Annotated in this window: 17 protein-coding genes; all 17 read left to right on the top strand. The window is 45.7% G+C overall.

Features of this window, described 5'->3' with window-relative positions:
• A partial coding sequence (locus tag ACE3T3_RS15095) for a Hint domain-containing protein (protein ID WP_374668372.1) occupies window positions 1-548 on the top strand: 548 nt, incomplete at its 5' end.
• Window positions 549-552: 4 nt separating this feature from the next.
• Window positions 553-1038, top strand: coding sequence for a hypothetical protein (locus ACE3T3_RS15090; protein ID WP_374668370.1), 486 nt, complete (start codon window positions 553-555; stop codon window positions 1036-1038).
• Between the two features lie 277 nt (window positions 1039-1315).
• The gene (locus ACE3T3_RS15085) at window positions 1316-1804 is read left to right on the top strand and encodes a glutaredoxin family protein (RefSeq protein ID WP_374668368.1); all 489 of its coding nucleotides are present in this window, start codon (window positions 1316-1318) and stop codon (window positions 1802-1804) included.
• A 48-nt stretch (window positions 1805-1852) separates the two neighbouring features.
• Window positions 1853-5830: a hypothetical protein gene (locus tag ACE3T3_RS15080; RefSeq protein ID WP_374668366.1), complete on the top strand. Its 3978-nt coding sequence runs from the start codon at window positions 1853-1855 to the stop codon at window positions 5828-5830.
• Window positions 5827-6270, top strand: coding sequence for a type II secretion system major pseudopilin GspG (gspG, locus tag ACE3T3_RS15075; protein WP_374668364.1), 444 nt, complete (start codon window positions 5827-5829; stop codon window positions 6268-6270). Before ACE3T3_RS15080 ends, gspG begins: the two co-directional genes overlap by 4 nt.
• Window positions 6230-7585: a type II secretion system F family protein gene (locus ACE3T3_RS15070; RefSeq protein ID WP_374668362.1), complete on the top strand. Its 1356-nt coding sequence runs from the start codon at window positions 6230-6232 to the stop codon at window positions 7583-7585. The genes gspG and ACE3T3_RS15070 overlap by 41 nt, the downstream gene beginning before the upstream one ends.
• A complete protein-coding gene (locus tag ACE3T3_RS15065; RefSeq protein WP_374668360.1) occupies window positions 7582-9267 on the top strand; it encodes a GspE/PulE family protein in 1686 nt (561 codons plus the stop codon). Before ACE3T3_RS15070 ends, ACE3T3_RS15065 begins: the two co-directional genes overlap by 4 nt.
• Window positions 9254-10690 carry a hypothetical protein gene (locus ACE3T3_RS15060; protein WP_374668358.1) on the top strand — a complete coding sequence of 479 codons (1437 nt, stop codon included), beginning with the start codon at window positions 9254-9256 and terminating at the stop codon, window positions 10688-10690. The genes ACE3T3_RS15065 and ACE3T3_RS15060 overlap by 14 nt, the downstream gene beginning before the upstream one ends.
• The gene (locus ACE3T3_RS15055; protein WP_374668356.1) at window positions 10678-11310 is read left to right on the top strand and encodes a hypothetical protein; all 633 of its coding nucleotides are present in this window, start codon (window positions 10678-10680) and stop codon (window positions 11308-11310) included. The genes ACE3T3_RS15060 and ACE3T3_RS15055 overlap by 13 nt, the downstream gene beginning before the upstream one ends.
• 31 nt (window positions 11311-11341) lie before the next feature.
• A complete protein-coding gene (locus tag ACE3T3_RS15050; RefSeq protein WP_374668354.1) occupies window positions 11342-11890 on the top strand; it encodes a hypothetical protein in 549 nt (182 codons plus the stop codon).
• Window positions 11891-11911: 21 nt separating this feature from the next.
• Window positions 11912-14341 carry a secretin N-terminal domain-containing protein gene (locus ACE3T3_RS15045; RefSeq protein ID WP_374668352.1) on the top strand — a complete coding sequence of 810 codons (2430 nt, stop codon included), beginning with the start codon at window positions 11912-11914 and terminating at the stop codon, window positions 14339-14341.
• Window positions 14342-14349: 8 nt separating this feature from the next.
• On the top strand, window positions 14350-14826 hold the full coding sequence (locus ACE3T3_RS15040) for a type IV pilin protein (protein WP_374668350.1): 477 nt from the start codon (window positions 14350-14352) through the stop codon (window positions 14824-14826).
• Window positions 14820-15215: a type II secretion system protein gene (locus tag ACE3T3_RS15035; RefSeq protein WP_374668348.1), complete on the top strand. Its 396-nt coding sequence runs from the start codon at window positions 14820-14822 to the stop codon at window positions 15213-15215. The genes ACE3T3_RS15040 and ACE3T3_RS15035 overlap by 7 nt, the downstream gene beginning before the upstream one ends.
• Window positions 15190-15726 (top strand): hypothetical protein, encoded by a 537-nt coding sequence (locus ACE3T3_RS15030; protein WP_374668346.1) that lies wholly within the window; start codon window positions 15190-15192, stop codon window positions 15724-15726. Before ACE3T3_RS15035 ends, ACE3T3_RS15030 begins: the two co-directional genes overlap by 26 nt.
• A gap of 27 nt (window positions 15727-15753) precedes the next feature.
• A complete protein-coding gene (locus tag ACE3T3_RS15025; protein ID WP_374668344.1) occupies window positions 15754-16677 on the top strand; it encodes a rhodanese-like domain-containing protein in 924 nt (307 codons plus the stop codon).
• A 1-nt stretch (window position 16678) separates the two neighbouring features.
• On the top strand, window positions 16679-17554 hold the full coding sequence (locus tag ACE3T3_RS15020) for a transglutaminase family protein (RefSeq protein WP_374668342.1): 876 nt from the start codon (window positions 16679-16681) through the stop codon (window positions 17552-17554).
• Window positions 17555-17576: 22 nt separating this feature from the next.
• Window positions 17577-18653 (top strand): hypothetical protein, encoded by a 1077-nt coding sequence (locus ACE3T3_RS15015; RefSeq protein ID WP_374668340.1) that lies wholly within the window; start codon window positions 17577-17579, stop codon window positions 18651-18653.
• The last annotated feature ends 781 nt before the right edge of the window (window positions 18654-19434 follow it).

Raw genomic sequence — 19434 nt, 5'->3', positions numbered from 1 at the left:
TATGCGCAAAGCGCTATGAAAAGGTGAGCGACCTCATCACAAGCGAGAGAGAACGCAAGCTGGTGCACATCACGCTGGAAGGTGGGCAGAGCATCACGGCGACCGACGGGCACCCGTTCAGGACCAGCGAAGGCTGGCGCGATGCGGTGCTGCTCAAGAAGGGCGCCAAGCTGCTGCTGATGGGCAGCGGGGAGGGGGATGACGACTCAGCGGGGACGGCTACCACCACAGCGACCGCGACCATCGAGGACGTGCGGATAGAGGTCAAGACAACCCGGGTCTACAACCTGGAGGTTGAGAACCTGCATACGTTCTTTGTGGGGGAGGAAGGGGTTGTTGTTCACAATGCCAAAAGATCTAGACCAAGTGGGAAGGAAAGAGGATCTGATTTGCCAACTAATTTAAAAGGCATAAAACCTGATCCGTCGAAAACTCCACTTCAGCAGGCTCATGAAATACTTGGATCAGATTGCAATACCGGGCCACGATCTGATTTTAATAAATTAAAAAAATTCCTAGAAAGATCTAAAAAACTTACTGGTGGGTAAGCGTATGAGTTATTTGTGGTTTTTGGAAGTCAAAACAAAATATAACCATGGTTATATTTTATGGTCCAACAAGGGAGGGGGAGAAGATGGAAGTGGAAATGTTGTTTTGGCAGAAAATGGAACTATAATTTTCAGGAAAAATAAAAAACTTTTGCTTGAATATTTAAGTGCACTCAAAATCACTGAAACCAGTATTCGTGATGGTGGGTTTTATGATTATAGTGTTTCTCCGGCACGCATGATTGGCCTCTTAAAGGGGCGGAGAGCCAAATACATCTTGGATTTGCTGAATTTAGTGTCTGATATCGCATTATCAATCGATTCTCATGAGATTGACTTTATTCAGTCACCATGTTCTGTTGTAGGTAAGGTTATGGATGAGGTCACGATATATAACAAAGTACGCAACATCCAATTATTATCATCGGAGGAGTTGCAAAATGAAATTTTTAATATTTTGGAGTGGGTAGAAAAGAAAATGATCGCATGAAATCTCATGAACGATTTTGTGGAAAAATAAATATTGATCTTTGTGTTTTTTGAAATAATTATACCGTCGAAATTTCGATCTATCACAAAATATATTAAAATTATTTAATCGATTAATTCATCGGAAATCAATCTGAAAGTAGATTTTTTATTTTTACTTTATTATTGACTGACATTGTTTTTATTGATATTTATTAATGCCAATAATCTGCCCCAAATGTAGCGCTGTTCGCCCGAACGACACGCGTGCTCCCGACTGGCAATGTCCCGCCTGTGGTGTGGCCTACGCCAAGGTCGGTGGAGCGCCTGCATTTTCTCGCGAAACACTGCGCCCGCGTTATGTGGAACCAGCTACCCAAAGCGACGGAATTCCGTGGCGCAAATTCTTTTGGGTGCTGCTCGCCGCATGGGCGCTCTATGCTGGGTACCAGGCCGCACATAACAAGGCAGGTAATGGCGCGGGTTGGTTGGATGGAAGTGCAAGCCTGACAGAGCAACAATTAAGAGCCTTGGCATTGGCATCTCAGCCGCAGGATGTATTGTTTTACACAGCAGATTGGTGCCCCTACTGCAGGGCTGCAAAAGGGTGGATGGATCAGTATGGATTCAAGTACCAAGAATGCGATATAGACAAGCAAGCAGGTTGCGCTCAGCAATTAAAAAGTCTGGGTAGCAATGGTGTTCCGTATCTTATTGTCAAAGGCCGTCATTTAAAGGGTGGTTTTGATTCGGATGAATTCCTGAAAGCGATGCAACAACCGGCTTGATAAGGCCTGGGCACGTATTCAGCGATAGCAAAGAGAGGGAGAGCAAGAATGAAGTGGTTTTGGAGCAAATGGCGTATTGGCGCATTGGCGTTGACCTGCTTTTCGGCGATTGCGCCAGCGGCTGCACAAGAGACGGTGTGCGCCCGGGTCAAAATTGAAATCAAGCAGGAATTGACTCTTGAGCGTCAGGCATTCGATGCCGAGATGAAGATCCACAATACGACGGACACAGGATTCATAGAAAACATTGCCGTGGTGGTCAAAGTCACTGATGAGGCCGGAACCCCGGTTGCAGTGACCGACAATCCTAACGATCTTTCGGCAAAGTTCTTTTTGCGGCTCTCTGGCAAGCAAAACATCAATGCAGTCGATGGGTCAGGCGTGGTTGGCCCCAAGACAACAAGCGTCATCAACTGGCTATTGATTCCAGCGCCGGGTTCTGCAGGCACCAATCCAGCCGGTAAAAAGTACTTGGTTGGTGCGACCCTCAAGTACCGCTATGGCGGGGAAGACACTGTGCTTGATGTCTCCCCCGACGTTATCACCGTCAAGCCTTTGCCATTGCTCACGTTGGATTACTTCTTGACCCAGGATGTGCTGGCTGACGATCCTTTGACTCCTGCTGTCGAGCCTGTTGTTCCTTTTACCTTGGGCGTGCGGGTGCGTAACAATGGGTTCACCACGGCAAAAAACCTGAAAATTGATTCTGCCCAGCCCAAGATTATTGAAAACAACCAGGGGCTGCTGATCAATTTTCTGCTGACGGGAAGTTACGTCAACGATGCCCCGGTGCAGAACACTTTGCTGATTGATTTTGGAGACATTGCCGCCCAGAGCAGCAAGATGGGGCGTTGGATCATGGAAACGACGCTTGCCGGCAAGTTCACTGAGTTCACCGCAAAGTTCAGTCATGCAGATGAGCTGGGCGGAGCGCTCACATCCTTGATCCAGGCTACCAATGCACATTTCTTGATCCGAGACGTCCGTGTCGATCTGCCCGGTCGCGACTTGGTGCGTGATTTCTTGGCCCAGGACGGTGATGTCATCCGTGTGTACGAATCGGATGGCCCCGACACTGAGGTGACAGATCGGAGTGGAGTGGCAAGCCTCGTGCCTAAAGGCGGGCAGGGCGATAAAGCCAGTTTCCAGTTGACCTTTCCGCCGACGGCAGGTTTTGTCTATGTGAAGCTGCCTGACCCTTACAGGGGTGCCAAGGCGCTTGGAAAAATCATCCGTTCAGACGCGAAGGAACTGTGGTCTGAGAATGTTTGGTTGTCACAGACCCGCAATGAGCAGACCAAGCAATGGGAGTACTGGGTCAACTTTTTTGATGTCAACACCACCGGGATATACGACACAGGATTCAATGCCCCGCCCCCTGCGGCCCGGGCCCCGGTGCTGCAGTTCATTCCAGATCGGGTAGTGCAGGAAGGAAAGCAGGTTTCATTCTTGGTGGAGGGGAGCAGCCCCGACGGCAAGCCCATTGCGTTGAGCGCGGCGCCTTTGCCGCTTGGTGCAGTTTTTACGCGCCAAGCCGCCGATCCCACTGCGCCCGGCCTTGTGCGAGCTGTTTTTGACTGGACACCTCCCAAGGGATCTGCAGGCACCTATGTGGTGACCTATACAGCCACTGACGGAGAGTTGAGCAGTTCTCGCACGGCATCCATCAAGGTGGATGTAGAGGCGTTGCCACCCGGCCCAGCAACCCCAACCATCGAGTATCCATTGGCTGGCGCACAGGTTCCAAGCCTTACTCCGAGCTTGGCGGTCAAGACCTCGTCCAACCCACAAGATCCCACTACCAAGGTGCAGTTCGAGGTCTATGCCGATCAGGCACAAACGCAATTGATCGCATCTGGCTTGGTGGACAAGTCGCCCATGGGAAGTGGCAATGGAGGTGGGCCAGTGGTCATGCCGACCACATGGAAGCCCACCACCACCCTGACCGACAACACACATTACTGGTGGCGTGCTCGCGGGTTTGATGGAACGTTGTACAGCCCTTGGGTGAACGGACGCTTCTTCGCCAACATGTTCAACGATCCGCCAGACAGCTTCAACCTCACCAGTCCGGCACCAAACGCCGAAGTGCCCGTGTTGGCGCCAACGCTGTCGTGGACGAACAGTTTGGACAAGGATGGTGATGCCATTACGTATCAGGTGTTTGTATATAAGGACACTGCGCTGACCGAGGTGGTTGCTCAGTCGCCTGATATTCCACAGTCAGAGTCTGGAAGCGGCAGTTGGACTCTGTCTGCGCCGCTTGGCAATCACCTCAAGTACTTCTGGAGGGTTGTGGCCAAAGATGCCTTGGGCGCGCAAACGATGACGTCCGCGCGGCCCTTTATGGTGAATACGGGAAATGCCGCACCCTCCGCTCCTGTGCTGCTGAATCCAGTGCCCGGGGGTGTCAGCACGACGGCCTCTCCAACACTCACCATCGGCAACAGTGTGGATCCGGAAGGCGATCTTGTAACCTATGTCTTTGAAGTCGATACGGTGAACACTTTTGATTCCTCGGACAAGAAGACTTCTGGCCAAGTTGTTCAAGGGGGTTCCGGAACCAGTTGGACTGTGGCTCAACTGGTGGAAAACAAAAAATACTGGTGGCGCGTCAAGGCTCAAGATGGCAGGGCAGACTCTGCTTGGACTGTGGGTAGCTTCTTGGTCAATGCCGTCAATGACGCCCCCAGTGCGCCTACAGTGAAAAATCCAGGCAGTGGTGCTTGGAGTGCAACCCAGCAACCCACTCTTGAGGCCAATCCTTCAATGGATCCTGAAGGTGAGGACGTGAGGTACCAGTTTGAGGTGTTCAGGGACGCTGCGCTGACGGCAAGGGTGGCAGAAGGCGTCTCGGCAACTCCGGCGTTTGTAGTTGCCGGTGCACTTGCAGATAAGACAACCCACTGGTGGCGTGTGCGGGCACTGGACGTTCACCAGGCGTCGAGTGAATGGAGTGCGCCAAGTGTTTTGTATATCAGCACTTCGCCATACCAAGATCCCACGATTGCGGTGACTTCGCCCGCAACAGCCATTGTTCCTGATGTTGTAGCTACCCCGGCCGGATCGAAAAAACAAGTGACCATTCGATGGGAAGGCACCGATCCCAATATTGAACCCACCATTGCGTTGTACTACGGCACGACCAAATCGGGCTTTGCAGGCACTTTGATTGCTGATGGTTTGCGCCAGGCCGCTGGCGCGCAAACGGGCTCCTACGTTTGGGATGTTACGGCAATGGCTTCGGGTACCTATTATGTCTATGCAGTCATCTATGACTCAAAAGGCGTTGGAAAGGCCTATGCTCCTGGTGCGGTAGTCATTGCGCCCCCACAGCAATCGGGGAGCGTTATGGTAACTGCCCCCAAAATCCTTGTGACGACTGAGCTTGGAGGGAGTGCATCGTTCTCGATTCGCTTGGGAAGAGCTCCTTTGGCCGAGATTGTCATTCCTTTGACTAGCTCAAATGCTCACGCTGGCGTGGTGTCACCAGAGAGTCTGACTTTCACCCCCCAGAACTGGTCGACAAATCAAGCGGTCACTGTCACGGGACGAAATGACTGTATACCAGGCGGCAGCAAGCAATACCAAGTGCGAAGTGGGGCAGTTCAAACCACTGATCCCAATTACATTGGATTATTTGGACGCGCGGTCAATGTGGTAAATATTGGTGATCCGGATTTTTCGAATACTACCAACAATCCAAAAATTCACATTTGCGGCATTCAACTGGTAAGCGAACGAAAAGTAGATCGGAAGAATTGGGAATATGTTCTCAAGGCTGAGTTGACCAATACCGGTATTGATGTGAAAGGAGTCAAGGCAACATTGCGACCAATGCCGCTCGCAATCAGAATCATGGAAGGGGAACTAGTCTTTGGCGCTGCCGCTGAGGGTGAGACTGTAAAAACGAATGACACCATTACTGTTCGTTCGAAATTCCAGATCCCAGGCAATGTATTTAAACTGGGCATTGGACTGGGGGCGGGGCAATGGTTCAAATGGGATGTTGAGACGCAGCCATGAATAATATTGGCGGGTTTATAATGAAAAAAAAATTTATCAATCACCGCGGTTTTACATTGCTTGAATTGTTGGTTGTGATTGTGATCATTGGGCTTTTGGCAGCCTATGTGGGGCCGAGGTATTTTTCCCAATTAGGTCGATCTGAGCGAAATTCAGCAAAGGCGCAACTAGACAGCTTGGCAAAGGCATTGGATACCTATCGCCTAGACACTGGGCATCACCCCAGTACAGAACAGGGATTGAACGCCTTGGTTGTACAGCCGAGCGATGAGCCCAAGTGGCGGGGCCCCTATCTTCAAAAAGCTGTTCCACAGGATCCTTGGGGGCATCCGTATGTTTATCGTTCGCCCGGACAAACGTGGGACTTTGATTTGTACTCTACAGGGAAGGATGGGCAAGTTGGCGGAGAAGGAGATGCAGAGGACATTTCATTCCGTTGAGCATAACGAAAGTACAGAAGATATTGCAGCAATGGAGGCTGGAAAAAACAAATTGGAGCCACTACTAGGGCTTCATGATGCAGCTATGGTGGTGCCGGCGAATGTTTCCAGTGGGAGGGTTCGACTGCGCGTCAGAGCTTCAAGGGGGGCAGCCGAAGTCCTGGAGTTCCACAACATCACGGTACCTGCTGCTGTGAGGCGTGCCGTGGCCAGGGGATATACCGTTCTCTCCATTGAGGATGAATCAAGCCATGCCAGGGCAAGCCTTCAGGACGAACGCATCACGAAAGGCCAGTTCCCTCTGTTGCTTTTCAGCCAGGAATTGTTGGCACTGCTTGAAGCAGGGTTGAACCTCACAGAAGCGCTAGACACACTCATCGCAAAAGAGCGCAACCATGGATCGCGGACTGTCCTGAATAAAATACTTGAGGATCTTCAAGAAGGGAAAAGTTTTTCGGATGTGCTCGCATCCATACCAGATATTTTCCCACCAGTATATGTTGCAACAGTCAAGGCTTCTGAGAGAACAGGCGATATGCCACAGTCGCTTGCAAGATACATTGCATATCAGATCCAATTTGACGGAATTCGAAAAAAGTTAATCTCTGCATCTATCTATCCAGCAATGCTGCTGGTTGTCGGGAGTTTTGTAACTCTTTTTTTGCTGGGTTATGTTGTGCCAAGATTTGCTTCCGTATATGAGACTTCCGGACGGCAAATACCATTCTTATCAGCACTGCTTTTGGATTTTGGACGTGCAATCCATCGAAACTGGCAATGGGCGTTGTTCGGTTTAGCGATTTGCATACTGCTTTCTGGATGGATTGCCTTAACAGTTGAGGGCCGTGCATGGATCATATCAAAATTCTTGGAACTTCCAGGCATAGCAAAAAGATCAGAAGAATTTAGACTGGGGCGATTCTATCGTGCCTTGGGTCTTCTTCTGGAGTCAGGCGTTGCGCTGCCTCGTGCAATGTCAATGGTAGGAGGCCTTTTAAGCCAAGATCAAAAAAGACGGCTGAGAGAGTGCCAGAGTGCTGTAGAAAATGGGCAGAATTTTTCAACTGCACTAGCTGTCAGCTCTTTATCAACACCGATTGCAGATTCACTGTTGAAGGTCGGAGAGCGTTCAGGGAAAATGGCTGATATGCTGGAGAGGACAGCAAAATTCATTGATGATGATTTCACCCGATGGGTAGATTGGGCATCGCGACTACTTGAGCCTATCCTGATGATCTTGATTGGCCTTGTCATCGGCACAGTTGTTGTTTTGATGTATATGCCAATATTTGAACTGGCAGGAAGTTTGCAATGATCAATAGCGCAAACCAGATTCAACTTAATGAACAGCTAATCAGCGAAGCTAGAGATTATTGCTCAAGGTCAGAGCATACAATATGCAGCGCGCTTCAGTATCTCAATGGCTGGTCTTCAACGCAATTGATGATTGCTCTAGGGCAGAGTTTTGGATATCAAGTTTTGGATATGGTGAATTTGCAAAAAACCAATCCAAATTTCCAAGTAATTTCTTATTCGGAGTGCCTCCAGCAAAAAATAATACTTGCTGGTTTTGATGAACAGCGATATGCACTTGTTATATCTGATCCATTTGATGCATTTCCAGAAGAATGGGCGCTAAGGCGCTGCTCGCAGTTCGGAATATTCCCTGTAGTTCATCTCGCACATCAGGATGACGTCAGTGCATTTCTCACTCAACGCGAGCGAGAGTTGCATGCGATGGATGGATTCGAATCAACTTCTTCGTTGTCGGATGATGAAGAAGTCTCGGCAATCATATCTCTGGCGTCAATAAACGAGGAAAACAGTTCCGTTGTAAAACTGGTGAACTCCACTATATATGACGCTTTGAAAATGCAGGCCAGTGATATTCATCTGGAGTGTGATGCTGGCTGTCTTTACATCCTATACAGGATAGATGGAGTGCTGGTTCCTATTACGCAAGTGAATGGAACGGAAATGTCCGAGCAAGTCATTTCACGTATTAAGGTGATGTCGGAACTGGATATCGCGGAAAGACGCATTCCCCAAGATGGGCGTTTTAAGGTTCGTGTGAATGGGCGGGAGATTGATTTTCGTGTCTCTATAATGCCAAATATATTTGGCGAAGATGCGGTGCTACGTCTTTTGGATCGTCAATCACTGACCGAGGAAGCAAGATCTCTTCGTTTGGATCATCTGGGCCTTGATGAGCAAGCAATCTCATCAATTCGCAGACTTGCGACAAAACCTCATGGCATGCTATTGGTTACTGGGCCAACTGGGTCTGGGAAAACAACGACATTATATGCAGCCATTACTGAAATACACACTGGTCATTCAAAAATCATCACAATTGAAGACCCGGTAGAGTATAGGCTCCCGAGAGTCCTCCAGATTCCTGTAAATGAAAAGAAAGGCCTGACCTTTGCTAGAGGGTTACGATCAATTTTGCGGCATGATCCTGACAAAATTATGGTTGGAGAAATTCGGGATGATGAAACCGCACAAATCGCAGTACAGGCTGCTTTGACCGGCCATTTGGTTTTTACTACCGTTCATGCAAATAATGTATTTGATGTGCTCGGACGATTCCTGCACATGGGAGTTGATGAATATAGTTTTGCTGCGGCTTTGAATGGAATTGTTGCTCAACGGCTATTACGGCTGAATTGCCCGCATTGCCTGGTGTCAGCAACACCAAACAGTGAAGCTTTAGCAATATTGAATCTTTCCGAGGAACAGATACAGGGCTGGAATTTCAAAATGGGCGAAGGCTGTGGTCAATGCCGCGGAGCCGGTTATAAAGGCCGCAAGGCAATCGCCGAGGTGCTTCTATTTGATGATGAGCTTCGTGAAATGGTTGCCCAAAGAGCATCTATTTCCTTGCTCAAGGAAAGGGCTATGCGCCAGGGGTTGCAGCCTATTCGGCAATCAGCTTTGAAATGGGTTGCGCAAGGTGAATCAACTCTTGAAGAGGTAATCCGTGTCACAGGATGAGGGGCTTAGGAATGGCAAGAAGAAAATTGAGTCACTTTATGTCATATTGAGAAATAGACACATTGAGTTCGGCGTGATTCAAGTTGAAAGCGGACGGGCAGTGTGGAAGTCCATTTCTGCAATTGAAATCGAAATTCAATCGAATAACAAAATACTCACAAATCTGGAAGATGCACTCAATCGCTCAATCGCATTGATTAGTGAATTTTGTAGTCAATGGGGCGATGTGCATATTCTTGCAACTGAGCAGTGGGTTTATTCAATATCAATTCCATGGTCAGAGGCATTTTTTAGACATGATGCAAAACATAGGTACCTTCAAGGGCATATTCTTTCGAGTGGCATAGAAGTTATGCCTGGCGATGTGCTTCGGGTGGGTGAAGGTTCAGTGGAGCAACCGTGCATAGCTGTCCTATACGCCGAACAGTTGGTGGAAATGTTCCAGACATGGTCTTCGCGCATAGGGGGAGTTCTTGCTTCCATTCAACCCTATTACCTCGCTGGTTGGTTGCTGTCACAGCGTTTAAGAAAGGATAAGCTAAGAGTTTCCGATAAAATCCAGCCCAAGTGGAATGCATTAGCTATTGTCGATGGTAATTCAGTAATTTTGATTGTTGCGCAAGCAGATCGTTCAGCGATCGATGCCGTATTCATCGGTGCGAGCAATCTGCAAATTGATGCAGCAGCTGATCCTATCTCAAATAGCCTTGTAGGATGGAGAAGATTCTTGCTAAGAAATCCACGATTTGAATACATCAAAGATTTGGCAATATTTGATGTATCAAATGGATCTATGGAATTAGTCGAGCTCTCGAGTGGAAAATGCCATGAGACAGCTTCATCGAAGATCGAGCATGGTGATTTTATTGATGCTTCAAGAACGATGCAGGCACATCCGCTAGCGTATTCACTTGAATCAAAGAGATTCAAATCGCCGCAATTGATTGTTCTTTTTACCATTTTTTTGACTCTATTTGTACTGGCTGTTCAAATTGGACTTAATACTAGTAAATACTATAAATTTATGGCAAAGCTTGCTGAGACACAACAGAGCATGTCCGCAGCAAATGAAAACAAGGTATGGTCAAAGCAGGAGCTCAATAGAATTCAAGCCATTAATAAAGCTATCAGTGATTTAAATGTTCCAGTGGATGCTCTTCTTGAGTCTTTAATACCACCAAAAGACATCAGGGTCGCGATTCTTGGAATGGAAACCGGCACGAAGGTTGGGATCGGTTCATCAAGCACGCCGAGCATTAAACTTCAAGGGCAAGCGTGCAGCTCTACAGATATGGCTCAGTATGTTGCGTTTGTATCTGACAAAAAGCCATTTATTAGCGCATCTCTGATGCATCATGAGTACTCTGAAAAATTAGGTAAATGTCCCTACAGATTTTCAGTGGAGGCAAAATGGTCAGAATGATGACATCAGGGAGTAAAGAAGATTTCTCGATACTCTATTGGGTACTGTATTTCAGTTGGCATGTGCGGAAAATATCATCCCAGTTTACAAGGCATTGTGGTGAATGGATCTGGTATTTTATAATCCTGATGGCCCTTAATTGTATTGGAGTCGTGGTCATTCAACTGCAGGATAACGCGATATCAAGTGCGGAGTATTCCTTATCAATTCAGAAAAATAAAATAGACGAAGCGAAAAAGACACAGATGAAACCATCGAAGGCTGAAGATAGCATTAAAGCCTTTGAAGGCATCCTTGTTCCATACGAAGATATTCCGGACACAGTTAGAAGTGTTCTGCAATTAGCTGAAGATGAAGGTTTATCTATTGAGCGTGGTGAGTATAGGGCTGAACCTGAACAAAATGGAAGGTATTTGCGATATAAGATGAACTTGCCAGTCAAAGGACGTTCATCAGCAATTTATAAATTCATGCGTGCCGTTCTATTGACGCATGGGAACCTGACATTGGATGGGCTGCAATTCAAGCGCGAATCAATTGGTTCTGAAATTATAGAAGCAAAAATTCAATGGATTGTTTTATCACACTTGCCAAAAAATAGAGTGCAACGGCTTCCTTAGTGCACATCGGAGCTTCTCAATGCGGGTATTCTTGAAGAAATATATTTTATATATTGCGCTTATTTTGACTTTGCTAGCTGCCTGGTTTGCTCCTGCAAATAGCGACGAGTCTCTTGCAATGCCTTCACCCTCTCGCAGTTTTCGTGCGCCGTCCGGAAACCTGGCAGCGGCTGGGGTAAATGGAATAAGCTCTGATGAGCAACCAGCGGTATTGAAAATAAGATCCAGAAACCAAGTTGCGGATGAAGATAAGCCAAGTGCCAGGTTATTCGAAAAAGTGTATTGGAATGATGAAGAAACAAAAACCGCCACTACAAGCAACATTCAGACTCCTGTCGCGAATTCTAATGCTTCCGAGGCCATTCAAATCCCGCCTCTACCTTTCCAAATTATTGGAAAATACAAAGAGGCTGGACGTATTGGTGTGTTTATTCAATACATGAATAATAATTATGTTGTGTATGCCGGTGATAGTACATTTAAAGACTATAAAATTGAATCAATTGATGAGGTATCAGTAGTCTTTCGCTATTTACCCCTTGATCAGATTCAAACGCTTCCCATCGCCAGCGGTCAATAAATATAATTTCTCCATTATAAAATGATGCAAAACAAACAAAAATTTAAGAAATATTACCCCGGTAAGCAATGTGCTGGTGTTGTTAGGGTATTTACAGTGGCATTAATGTTGTCTTTACTATTTGGATGTGCTGGACGTCAGGCTTTTCGTGAAGGAAATGAGTTATTGGCAGAAGGAAAAACAGATCAAGGCCTTGCAAAACTTGAAGAAGCGGTCAGTCTTGAACCCAAAAACGCTGAATACCGTATTGCACTGGCCACACGTCGTACATCGGCAATCAACAAACTGAATACTGCTGCAGAACATGCTCGAAGGGAAGGGCGGCTGACCGATGCTGAACAGGCATATCGCCAAATTCAAGCGATGGATCCTCAACATGCTATGGCACGCCAAGGACTTCAGGCACTGGTTGTGGAAAGGCGCCACCGCTTGCAGATTGCAGACGCCGAGCTCTTATTCAAGAGTGGAAAAATTGCTGATTTAAATGTTGCTTTGGAAAAGCTACGCCCAGTAATCTCTGAGAATCCAAACCAAAAAGATGCACTAAATCTCAAGGCACGTATTGAGGAATCATTGGTCAAACAAATGCGTCCAGAAAATAAGCTTGCGGCTGTATTTAAGAAGCCTATAACGATGGAATTCAGGGATGCTCCACTGAAGTCGATTCTTGAAGTTGTATCCAAAGTGTCTGGCCTGAATTTCTTCTATGATAGAGATATACGACCAGATATCAAGGCGACAATTTTTGCAAAAAATACATCTATTGAAGACATTATGCGTATTCTGCTCATAACCAATCAATTGGAGCAGAAAATATTAAACGAGAATTCATTATTAATCTATCCCAGCACTCCCCAGAAAATTAAAGAATATCAGACGCTTGCAGTTCGCAGTTTCTACTTGACCAATGCTGATGTAAAAGCAGTTTCCAATTCAATAAAGACAATTCTGAAAACAAAAGATCTTGTCATAGATGAGAGATTGGGCATCATCATGATGCGCGATACGCCGGAAACAATACGGATGGCCGAAAGAATTGTCGCCTTGCAAGATATTAGTGATCCAGAAGTCATGCTGGAAGTTGAGATATTGGAGATTAAAAGAACAAAACTGATGGAGCTAGGAGTACAGTGGCCAAGTCAAGTAATTTTGACTCCCTTGCAATTTGCAAATGCAAAGCTTACTCTCCAAGACCTGAAGTATTTAAATTTTGCTGAAGCAACCACAGTAAGCACAGGGAACATATTACTTAACGCTAGAAAAGAAGATCAGGATGCTAATATTCTGGCCAATCCTAGAATTCGTGTAAAAAATAAAGAAAAAGCCAAAATTCAAATTGGTGATCGTGTGCCAGTTATTACAACAACATCAACATCAACTGGTTTTGTGTCTGAGTCTGTCTCATATGTCGATGTTGGATTAAAACTTGAAGCAGAGCCAACGATATTTCTCGATGAAGAGGTTGCTATAAAGATCAATCTGGAAGTCTCTAATTTAGTGCGCGAAATAGTCAGCAAATCTGGAACGCTCTCCTATCAAATCGGCTCTAGAGGTGCAAGCACCGTTCTACGGCTCAAAGACGGGGAAACACAAATATTGGCGGGATTGATTAGCGATGAAGATCGGACCACTGCGAATAAGGTACCTGGTTTAGGTGAGATGCCGGTAGCAGGACGTCTGTTTGGTAGCCATAAGGATGATACGCAACGCAGTGAAATTCTTTTGTCTATTACCCCACGGGTCGTCAGATCCATTCTCCGCCCTGATATGCTCGCTGCCGAGTTTGAATCAGGAACAGAAGTCAATATTGGTGCCTCAGCTCTCAAGTTGTCCACACCGATAGAGTTGGAGCCCTTAGCGACTGAGGCTAAAGGGAAAAGTCATATTCCTACAGATGGATTGGCAAAAGGTGGAGTTCAGGTTACAGCCCCAGCAACCGATGCACGAGATCTAAAGAATACTGTTGCAGCAGTTCCAGTTTCAGCAATGCATGAAAATGGCACTTCTGTACCAAAGATGGTGCAGACAGGTGATGTCACATTGAATTGGCAAGGTGTGCCACAAGTGAAAGTCGGCGAACAATTCAGTGTTGCTTTGCGTTTGGATAGTCAACAAGCCATTCGTGGCTTGCCACTCCTTTTGGCTTTTGACCCACAATATTTGCAAGTTGCAGGAGTGCAAGAAGGAGACTTCTTCAAGCAGGGCAATGCGCAGACAACATTTAGTCAGCGTGTTGATCCTGTTCAGGGGAAAATTTTCGTTGCATTAGTACGCCAGGGGACGACTGCTGACGCTGCTGGGATCAATGGAGTAGGAACCGCAATAACAGTCAATTTAAAAGCTATTAAACCTGGTGAAGTGAAATTACAAGTGCTTTCGGCCACGCCTGAGCCATCCTTGTCCAATCCAGTAAAGGTTCCAGTACTTCACTCTGTCCGCATTCTTCCTTGATCTTGGAAATGAAAATTCGCATACGTGGCTTTTCTTTCATAGAGCTTATGGTTACTTTAGCCATTATGAGTATTTTGGCCATGGTTGCAGTACCAATGGCGCAGTGGGCCACTCAGCGAGAAAAAGAACGTGTTTTGAAAATTGCTTTAGCAGAAATGCGTGAGGCTATCGATGCATATAAACGCGCTTCGGATCAGGGACGAATTGCCATGAAGATTGGAGAATCAGGCTATCCAAAAAATTTGCTTGAATTGGTTGAAGGTGTTGAAGATCAGCGCAATCCAAATAGAAAAAAAATATATTTTTTGAGGCGAATACCTTACGACCCTATGAATCCAAATGGAACACTCAAGCCCGAGGAATCATGGGGCTTGAGAAGTTATGAATCACCGCCTGAAGAGCCTGCTGAAGGGGTGGATATTTTTGATATATTTAGCACATCAAATCGTATCGGCTTGAATGGAATTCCATACAGTAAATGGTAAAAACCAAATTGTTCATGCATCGGACGGATGGATTTACGTTGATTGAAGTGCTTATCGCAATGTCAATAGTTGCGCTTCTCTTGGCAATTGCACTTCCTCAATATTTTGGATCAATTGCAAAATCGAAGGATGTTGTTCTTCAGGAAAACCTTCGTGTAGCTCGAGTGGTAATTGATAAATATTATGGTGATAAAGGGAAGTACCCCAAGACTCTTGATGAACTTGTCCATGAAAGGTATCTTCGCTCACTACCTATCGATCCTATAACTGATTCTACTAATTCTTGGATTTTAATACAGAACACTGACGCCGAAAATCCGGGAATTGTAGATATAAAGAGTGGTGCACCCGGAGTAAATAGCAATGGCATATCATATTCGTCGATGTGATTACCAGCATTTGCATAGTAATCGTGGATTCAGCTATCTTTGGACTTTGTTTTTAGTATTTTTTCTTGGTCTTGGGCTTTCTGTTGCAACGGAGACTGATTCTATTAATCTCAGAAGAGAGCAAGAAAGAGAATTAATTTTTGTCGGCAAACAGTTTCGCAATGCAATCGGGCACTATTACGAGGCATCACGAGCAAGTGAAAAGAAAGCATATCCATCAAGCTTAAATGACCTGATTGAAGACAGGCGCACCTCTGCAGTCGAGCGGCACCTAAGGAAAATTTATTTTGATCCTATTACCGGGAGAAATGAATGGGGATTGCTGAAGATTGGGGGAAGAATAGTTGGGATACATTCATTATCTAACTTGCAGCCATTAAAAGTGGACGGATTCGATGCGACAGAGAGCCAATTTAAAAATTCAACAAAATACTCGGAATGGATTTTTACATATCCACCCGATCTGTTTATTGCTAATCCTGAAGTAATTAAAAATCCATCTGATGAATGATATCGCATGATTTATTGATGATATTATATGATTTATTCTAAAATGATATGCAGGTTGCTGCTGCCGAAAGCCCTTGTTGCCATTTTTGCTTTAAGCGGCTTATTCTCTTTTGCACAAGTATCGAAGCCAGGAAATCAGATACCGAGTGCACTTGAGGGAATCAGTGCGGCTGGCGAATCCTGTCGCCGAGAGGATGTCAATGCAAATAAAAAATCCACCCCTGCAGGTGTTAACCTCGCCATAGATTTACAGTGCTCAATTACAGTTGATTCGGTTCATTCGTTGCTGCGAACGAAAGATGTTGCACTCATTGACCGTAGAGATCCAATGGATTATAGGAGTTTTCATATAGAGGGCTCTAGCAATCTCAATATTGCTGAATTGATTGCAAAGCCTTATTGGATTTCGAAAAAAGTCATTCTTATTGGAAGTGGTAAAGCTGAAGCAGAGCTCTATCGTGAATGTTCGCGGCTTAAAAATAAGGGATATAAATCTGTTTATGTTATGAATGGCGGGCTCCCTTCTTGGTTTCATAAGAAACTCCCTTTTGTTGGTGACTCTCCTAATGTAAGCATTATGGGTGATGTGACTGCAGCAGAGTTGTTGGTTGAGATTCGAAACCCATACAACGTCGTATTGATTGATAAATCAAAATTCAAATCAATTCCCGAACTTGGTTCTGCATTTGAAATATCCGATGGCTCTCCCGGAGTGGTTGAAGATTTTATTATTAAATACAAAAAAACTAATTCGAAAAACCAAATTTTAGGAGTGGTGATGGTTTCAAAAATTTCCGATATAGAAATTAATCGGCTGCGTGACTCATTACGTGAAATACCGTTGCTTGTATATAGAGGCACGCGAGAGGAGATTGCAAGTCAGCAGAATTCCAATAAGGCAATGTGGTCTGCGTATGCGCGGGGGCCAAAGACTCACCGTTGCGGTCTTTAGTATGCTGAATCGTAGAACTATCACTAGCCTTGGGGCTGGGTTTTTTCTATTGCAATCAGTCTCAACTAATTCTTTGGCGAGCCATTCCGAAAATAGTGAAGGGATTCATAGAAAACTCCGTTTTGAGTTAATGATTTCCAATCCGGCGGAGAATTATCTTGGCCCGCAAAAAATATACTGCTACATTCCTGCAAATATAAAAAATCAGCAGAACCTGACAAAACTCAATTCATCTGCGCCGTTCACACTCACACATGACCGGCTTGGTCATAATATTATATGCTTTACATTTGATAGATTTGGTGCATTTTCGAATAAAATTATCTCTACTCAATTGAGTCTAGTGCTTAAATCAGTTAAATTGGATCAGAAAAAATATTTTAGTGAGTGGCTTGCGAGCGATGTTTTCGTGGAAAGTGATGCTGTGGAAATATTGAAAATTGCAGCTGAGCTTGTCCGGGACAATGATTTGGCCACAGCCAGGTCAATTTTTAATTGGATTCGTACCAATATAAGTGATTCTGGGTATTTAGCCGAAGACCGAGGCGCTCTCGAGGCAATGCGAACCAGGCATGGAGATTGCACTGAGTTTTCATATTTGATGGTCGCTCTATGTAGAGCAAATAAAATTCCGGCAAGGGTAGTTGGGGGGTATGTGACCCAATCTGATGCTGTTTTGGCTCCATACAGCTATCACAACTGGGCCGAAATATATATAAATGGCAATTGGTTGATCGCCGACGCACAGAAAGGCATTTGGGATCCAATGAGGACGGACTACATTGTATTTAAATATTATTCATCTTTACTTAATAATGACGTTGGCATGAATCATAGGTTTCGGATTGATGGTGATGTAAAAGTATTGCTTTTATGAACCGGGTGTAAATGGACTGATTTTGGTTTTAAAAATGTTAGTAAATAAATCTATTCTTGTTTTTCTTGGTGTATCCGCTTCTTTTCTGATCGGGTGTGGCGGAGGTGGGGGGGGCAGCCCAAATCTTGGATCTGGACAAATGATTGGAAACATTGCGACCCCGGATGGGGTTGTTCAGGTGGTTGGTGGAACTAGCATTGCTATTTCTGCTATTGCAGATACACGTGGTCCTGGGATTTCTAGTCACAAATGGACTGTTGCTCCTAAGTCCGATGGTGCGCTAAGAGCAAAGCCTCCAACAATACAAAATGCCGACTGTGCTAATGCGATCACGTCCAGAAAGCCTATTGCGGGGGGGGCAATCGTAGTCGCACAATCTAAATGTGATGGTTGGTTGGTTGTACCGGTTACTGCAGTTGACGCTATCTGGAAAATTACCTCAACAGCAGTGGGTTCTGACGGAACGATTAGCTCTGATACATTTGATCTTGCTATCAAGGCATTGCCGTTGCCGACCTTTGAAATTAATGCTTCAGCTAGTGAAAATCCGACGGTTGACAAAGTTGTTTATTTGCTTGGGGCAGTGCAAACTGATAATTCAACACTAGGAAAAATTAAGGTTGCATGGACTCAATTGGCAGGGCCTGCTGTGAACATTGGCGGTACTGATCTTGCGACCGCTACATTTATACCGAGCACGCCAGGTGAGTATGTTTTTCTTCTAACGGGAACATGGGAGCTCGATGATGTTACTCGCATTCAAACCGATATAGTACATTTTCGTGTTAATAGTATTCAGCCCAGTGAATTTGACTTTAAAGTCACCGCTGAAGCTGATCCATCAGTGGCACCAAGTGGATCGCCAGTTACGCTTCGTGCAAAATTTTCAACAAAGGCTGGAGCGCCAGTTGATAGTGTGAGTTACCAATGGACAAAAATATATGGTCCAGATACAGTCACTACATCAAATACAAATCAAAGTATGGTTGTTGCTCCAGAAATTCCTGGTAGCTATGTTTGGGCAGTAGAGGTAACATTGAAGTCTGGAACATATACAGAGACACAAGTAGGCCACGCAAAGTTTGATATTACTCCTTAGTCACTCCGGCAACCTGTATGAACGCTGACTCTATGCCGTTTGTTTGGAACGCACTAAATTCATTTGGCGTCTGTTGTAGCATACGGGTAAATGGGCAAATGAAGTTGGAGTTGACCCGTTTCCATGGGTACATCATTCATTTTGTTTAAGGATTCACAAATGTCAAAAGTACGACCGCCGTACCCGGCGGAATTCCACCAGCAGATGGTCGAGCTCGTTCGAACTGGTCGCTCGCCAGCACAGCGCTGGCGTGAATTTGGCGTTGCCGTCCAATCCATCACCAATTGGGTTGGCCAGCCGTCGATGACGGCAAGCACTTTCCGGGGAATAAAGGCTTGATCATCGCCGATTGGCATGAGTTGGTGCGCTTGCGCCGACAGTTGCGCTAGCAAGCTGCTGAAATACTGCTGGAGAACTCGAAAATTGCGGCTTTGAGGGTGCCTCACCCCTTGCCGGGTTCCAAAAAATCGTTTGTAGGCCGTTTTAAGCGGTCGATGTTCTTGGCTGCCGATGGGCAAACCGGTATTTCAGCAGCCTGCTAGGCCTAAATGGAGTGCGACTTCCTAGCTACGGCCTGTTTTGCCGGTCGTAGCGATGTGACATCCACAATGCCTTCGGACTCGTGATGGCAAATCGGATCGACTTCATGGTATGTTTCGAATCCCGCCGCTCCGACCATCGTTCAAAGGACTTGCAGCAACAATGCTGCAAGTCCTTTTTGTTTGGGCTGCACAATCGCATCGTTTCATCTGCTTTGAGCGGCATGCCATTGAAAACTGAC

Source organism: Acinetobacter sp. (assembly GCF_041919735.1).
Lineage (GTDB): Bacteria > Pseudomonadota > Gammaproteobacteria > Pseudomonadales > Moraxellaceae > Acinetobacter.
This window is presented reverse-complemented; position numbering and strand designations above follow the sequence as displayed.

Bases quoted from the DNA above. Each gene is read 5' to 3' on its own strand.
- ACE3T3_RS15090 (WP_374668370.1), top strand. From the start codon at position 553: ATGAGTTATTTGTGGTTTTTGGAAGTCAAAACAAAATATAACCATGGT.
- ACE3T3_RS15080 (WP_374668366.1), top strand. From the start codon at position 1,853: ATGAAGTGGTTTTGGAGCAAATGGCGTATTGGCGCATTGGCGTTGACC.
- gspG (WP_374668364.1), top strand. From the start codon at position 5,827: ATGAATAATATTGGCGGGTTTATAATGAAAAAAAAATTTATCAATCAC.
- ACE3T3_RS15065 (WP_374668360.1), top strand. From the start codon at position 7,582: ATGATCAATAGCGCAAACCAGATTCAACTTAATGAACAGCTAATCAGC.
- ACE3T3_RS15055 (WP_374668356.1), top strand. From the start codon at position 10,678: ATGGTCAGAATGATGACATCAGGGAGTAAAGAAGATTTCTCGATACTC.
- ACE3T3_RS15045 (WP_374668352.1), top strand. From the start codon at position 11,912: ATGATGCAAAACAAACAAAAATTTAAGAAATATTACCCCGGTAAGCAA.
- ACE3T3_RS15040 (WP_374668350.1), top strand. From the start codon at position 14,350: ATGAAAATTCGCATACGTGGCTTTTCTTTCATAGAGCTTATGGTTACT.
- ACE3T3_RS15035 (WP_374668348.1), top strand. From the start codon at position 14,820: ATGGTAAAAACCAAATTGTTCATGCATCGGACGGATGGATTTACGTTG.
- ACE3T3_RS15030 (WP_374668346.1), top strand. From the start codon at position 15,190: ATGGCATATCATATTCGTCGATGTGATTACCAGCATTTGCATAGTAAT.
- ACE3T3_RS15025 (WP_374668344.1), top strand. From the start codon at position 15,754: ATGATTTATTCTAAAATGATATGCAGGTTGCTGCTGCCGAAAGCCCTT.
- ACE3T3_RS15020 (WP_374668342.1), top strand. From the start codon at position 16,679: ATGCTGAATCGTAGAACTATCACTAGCCTTGGGGCTGGGTTTTTTCTA.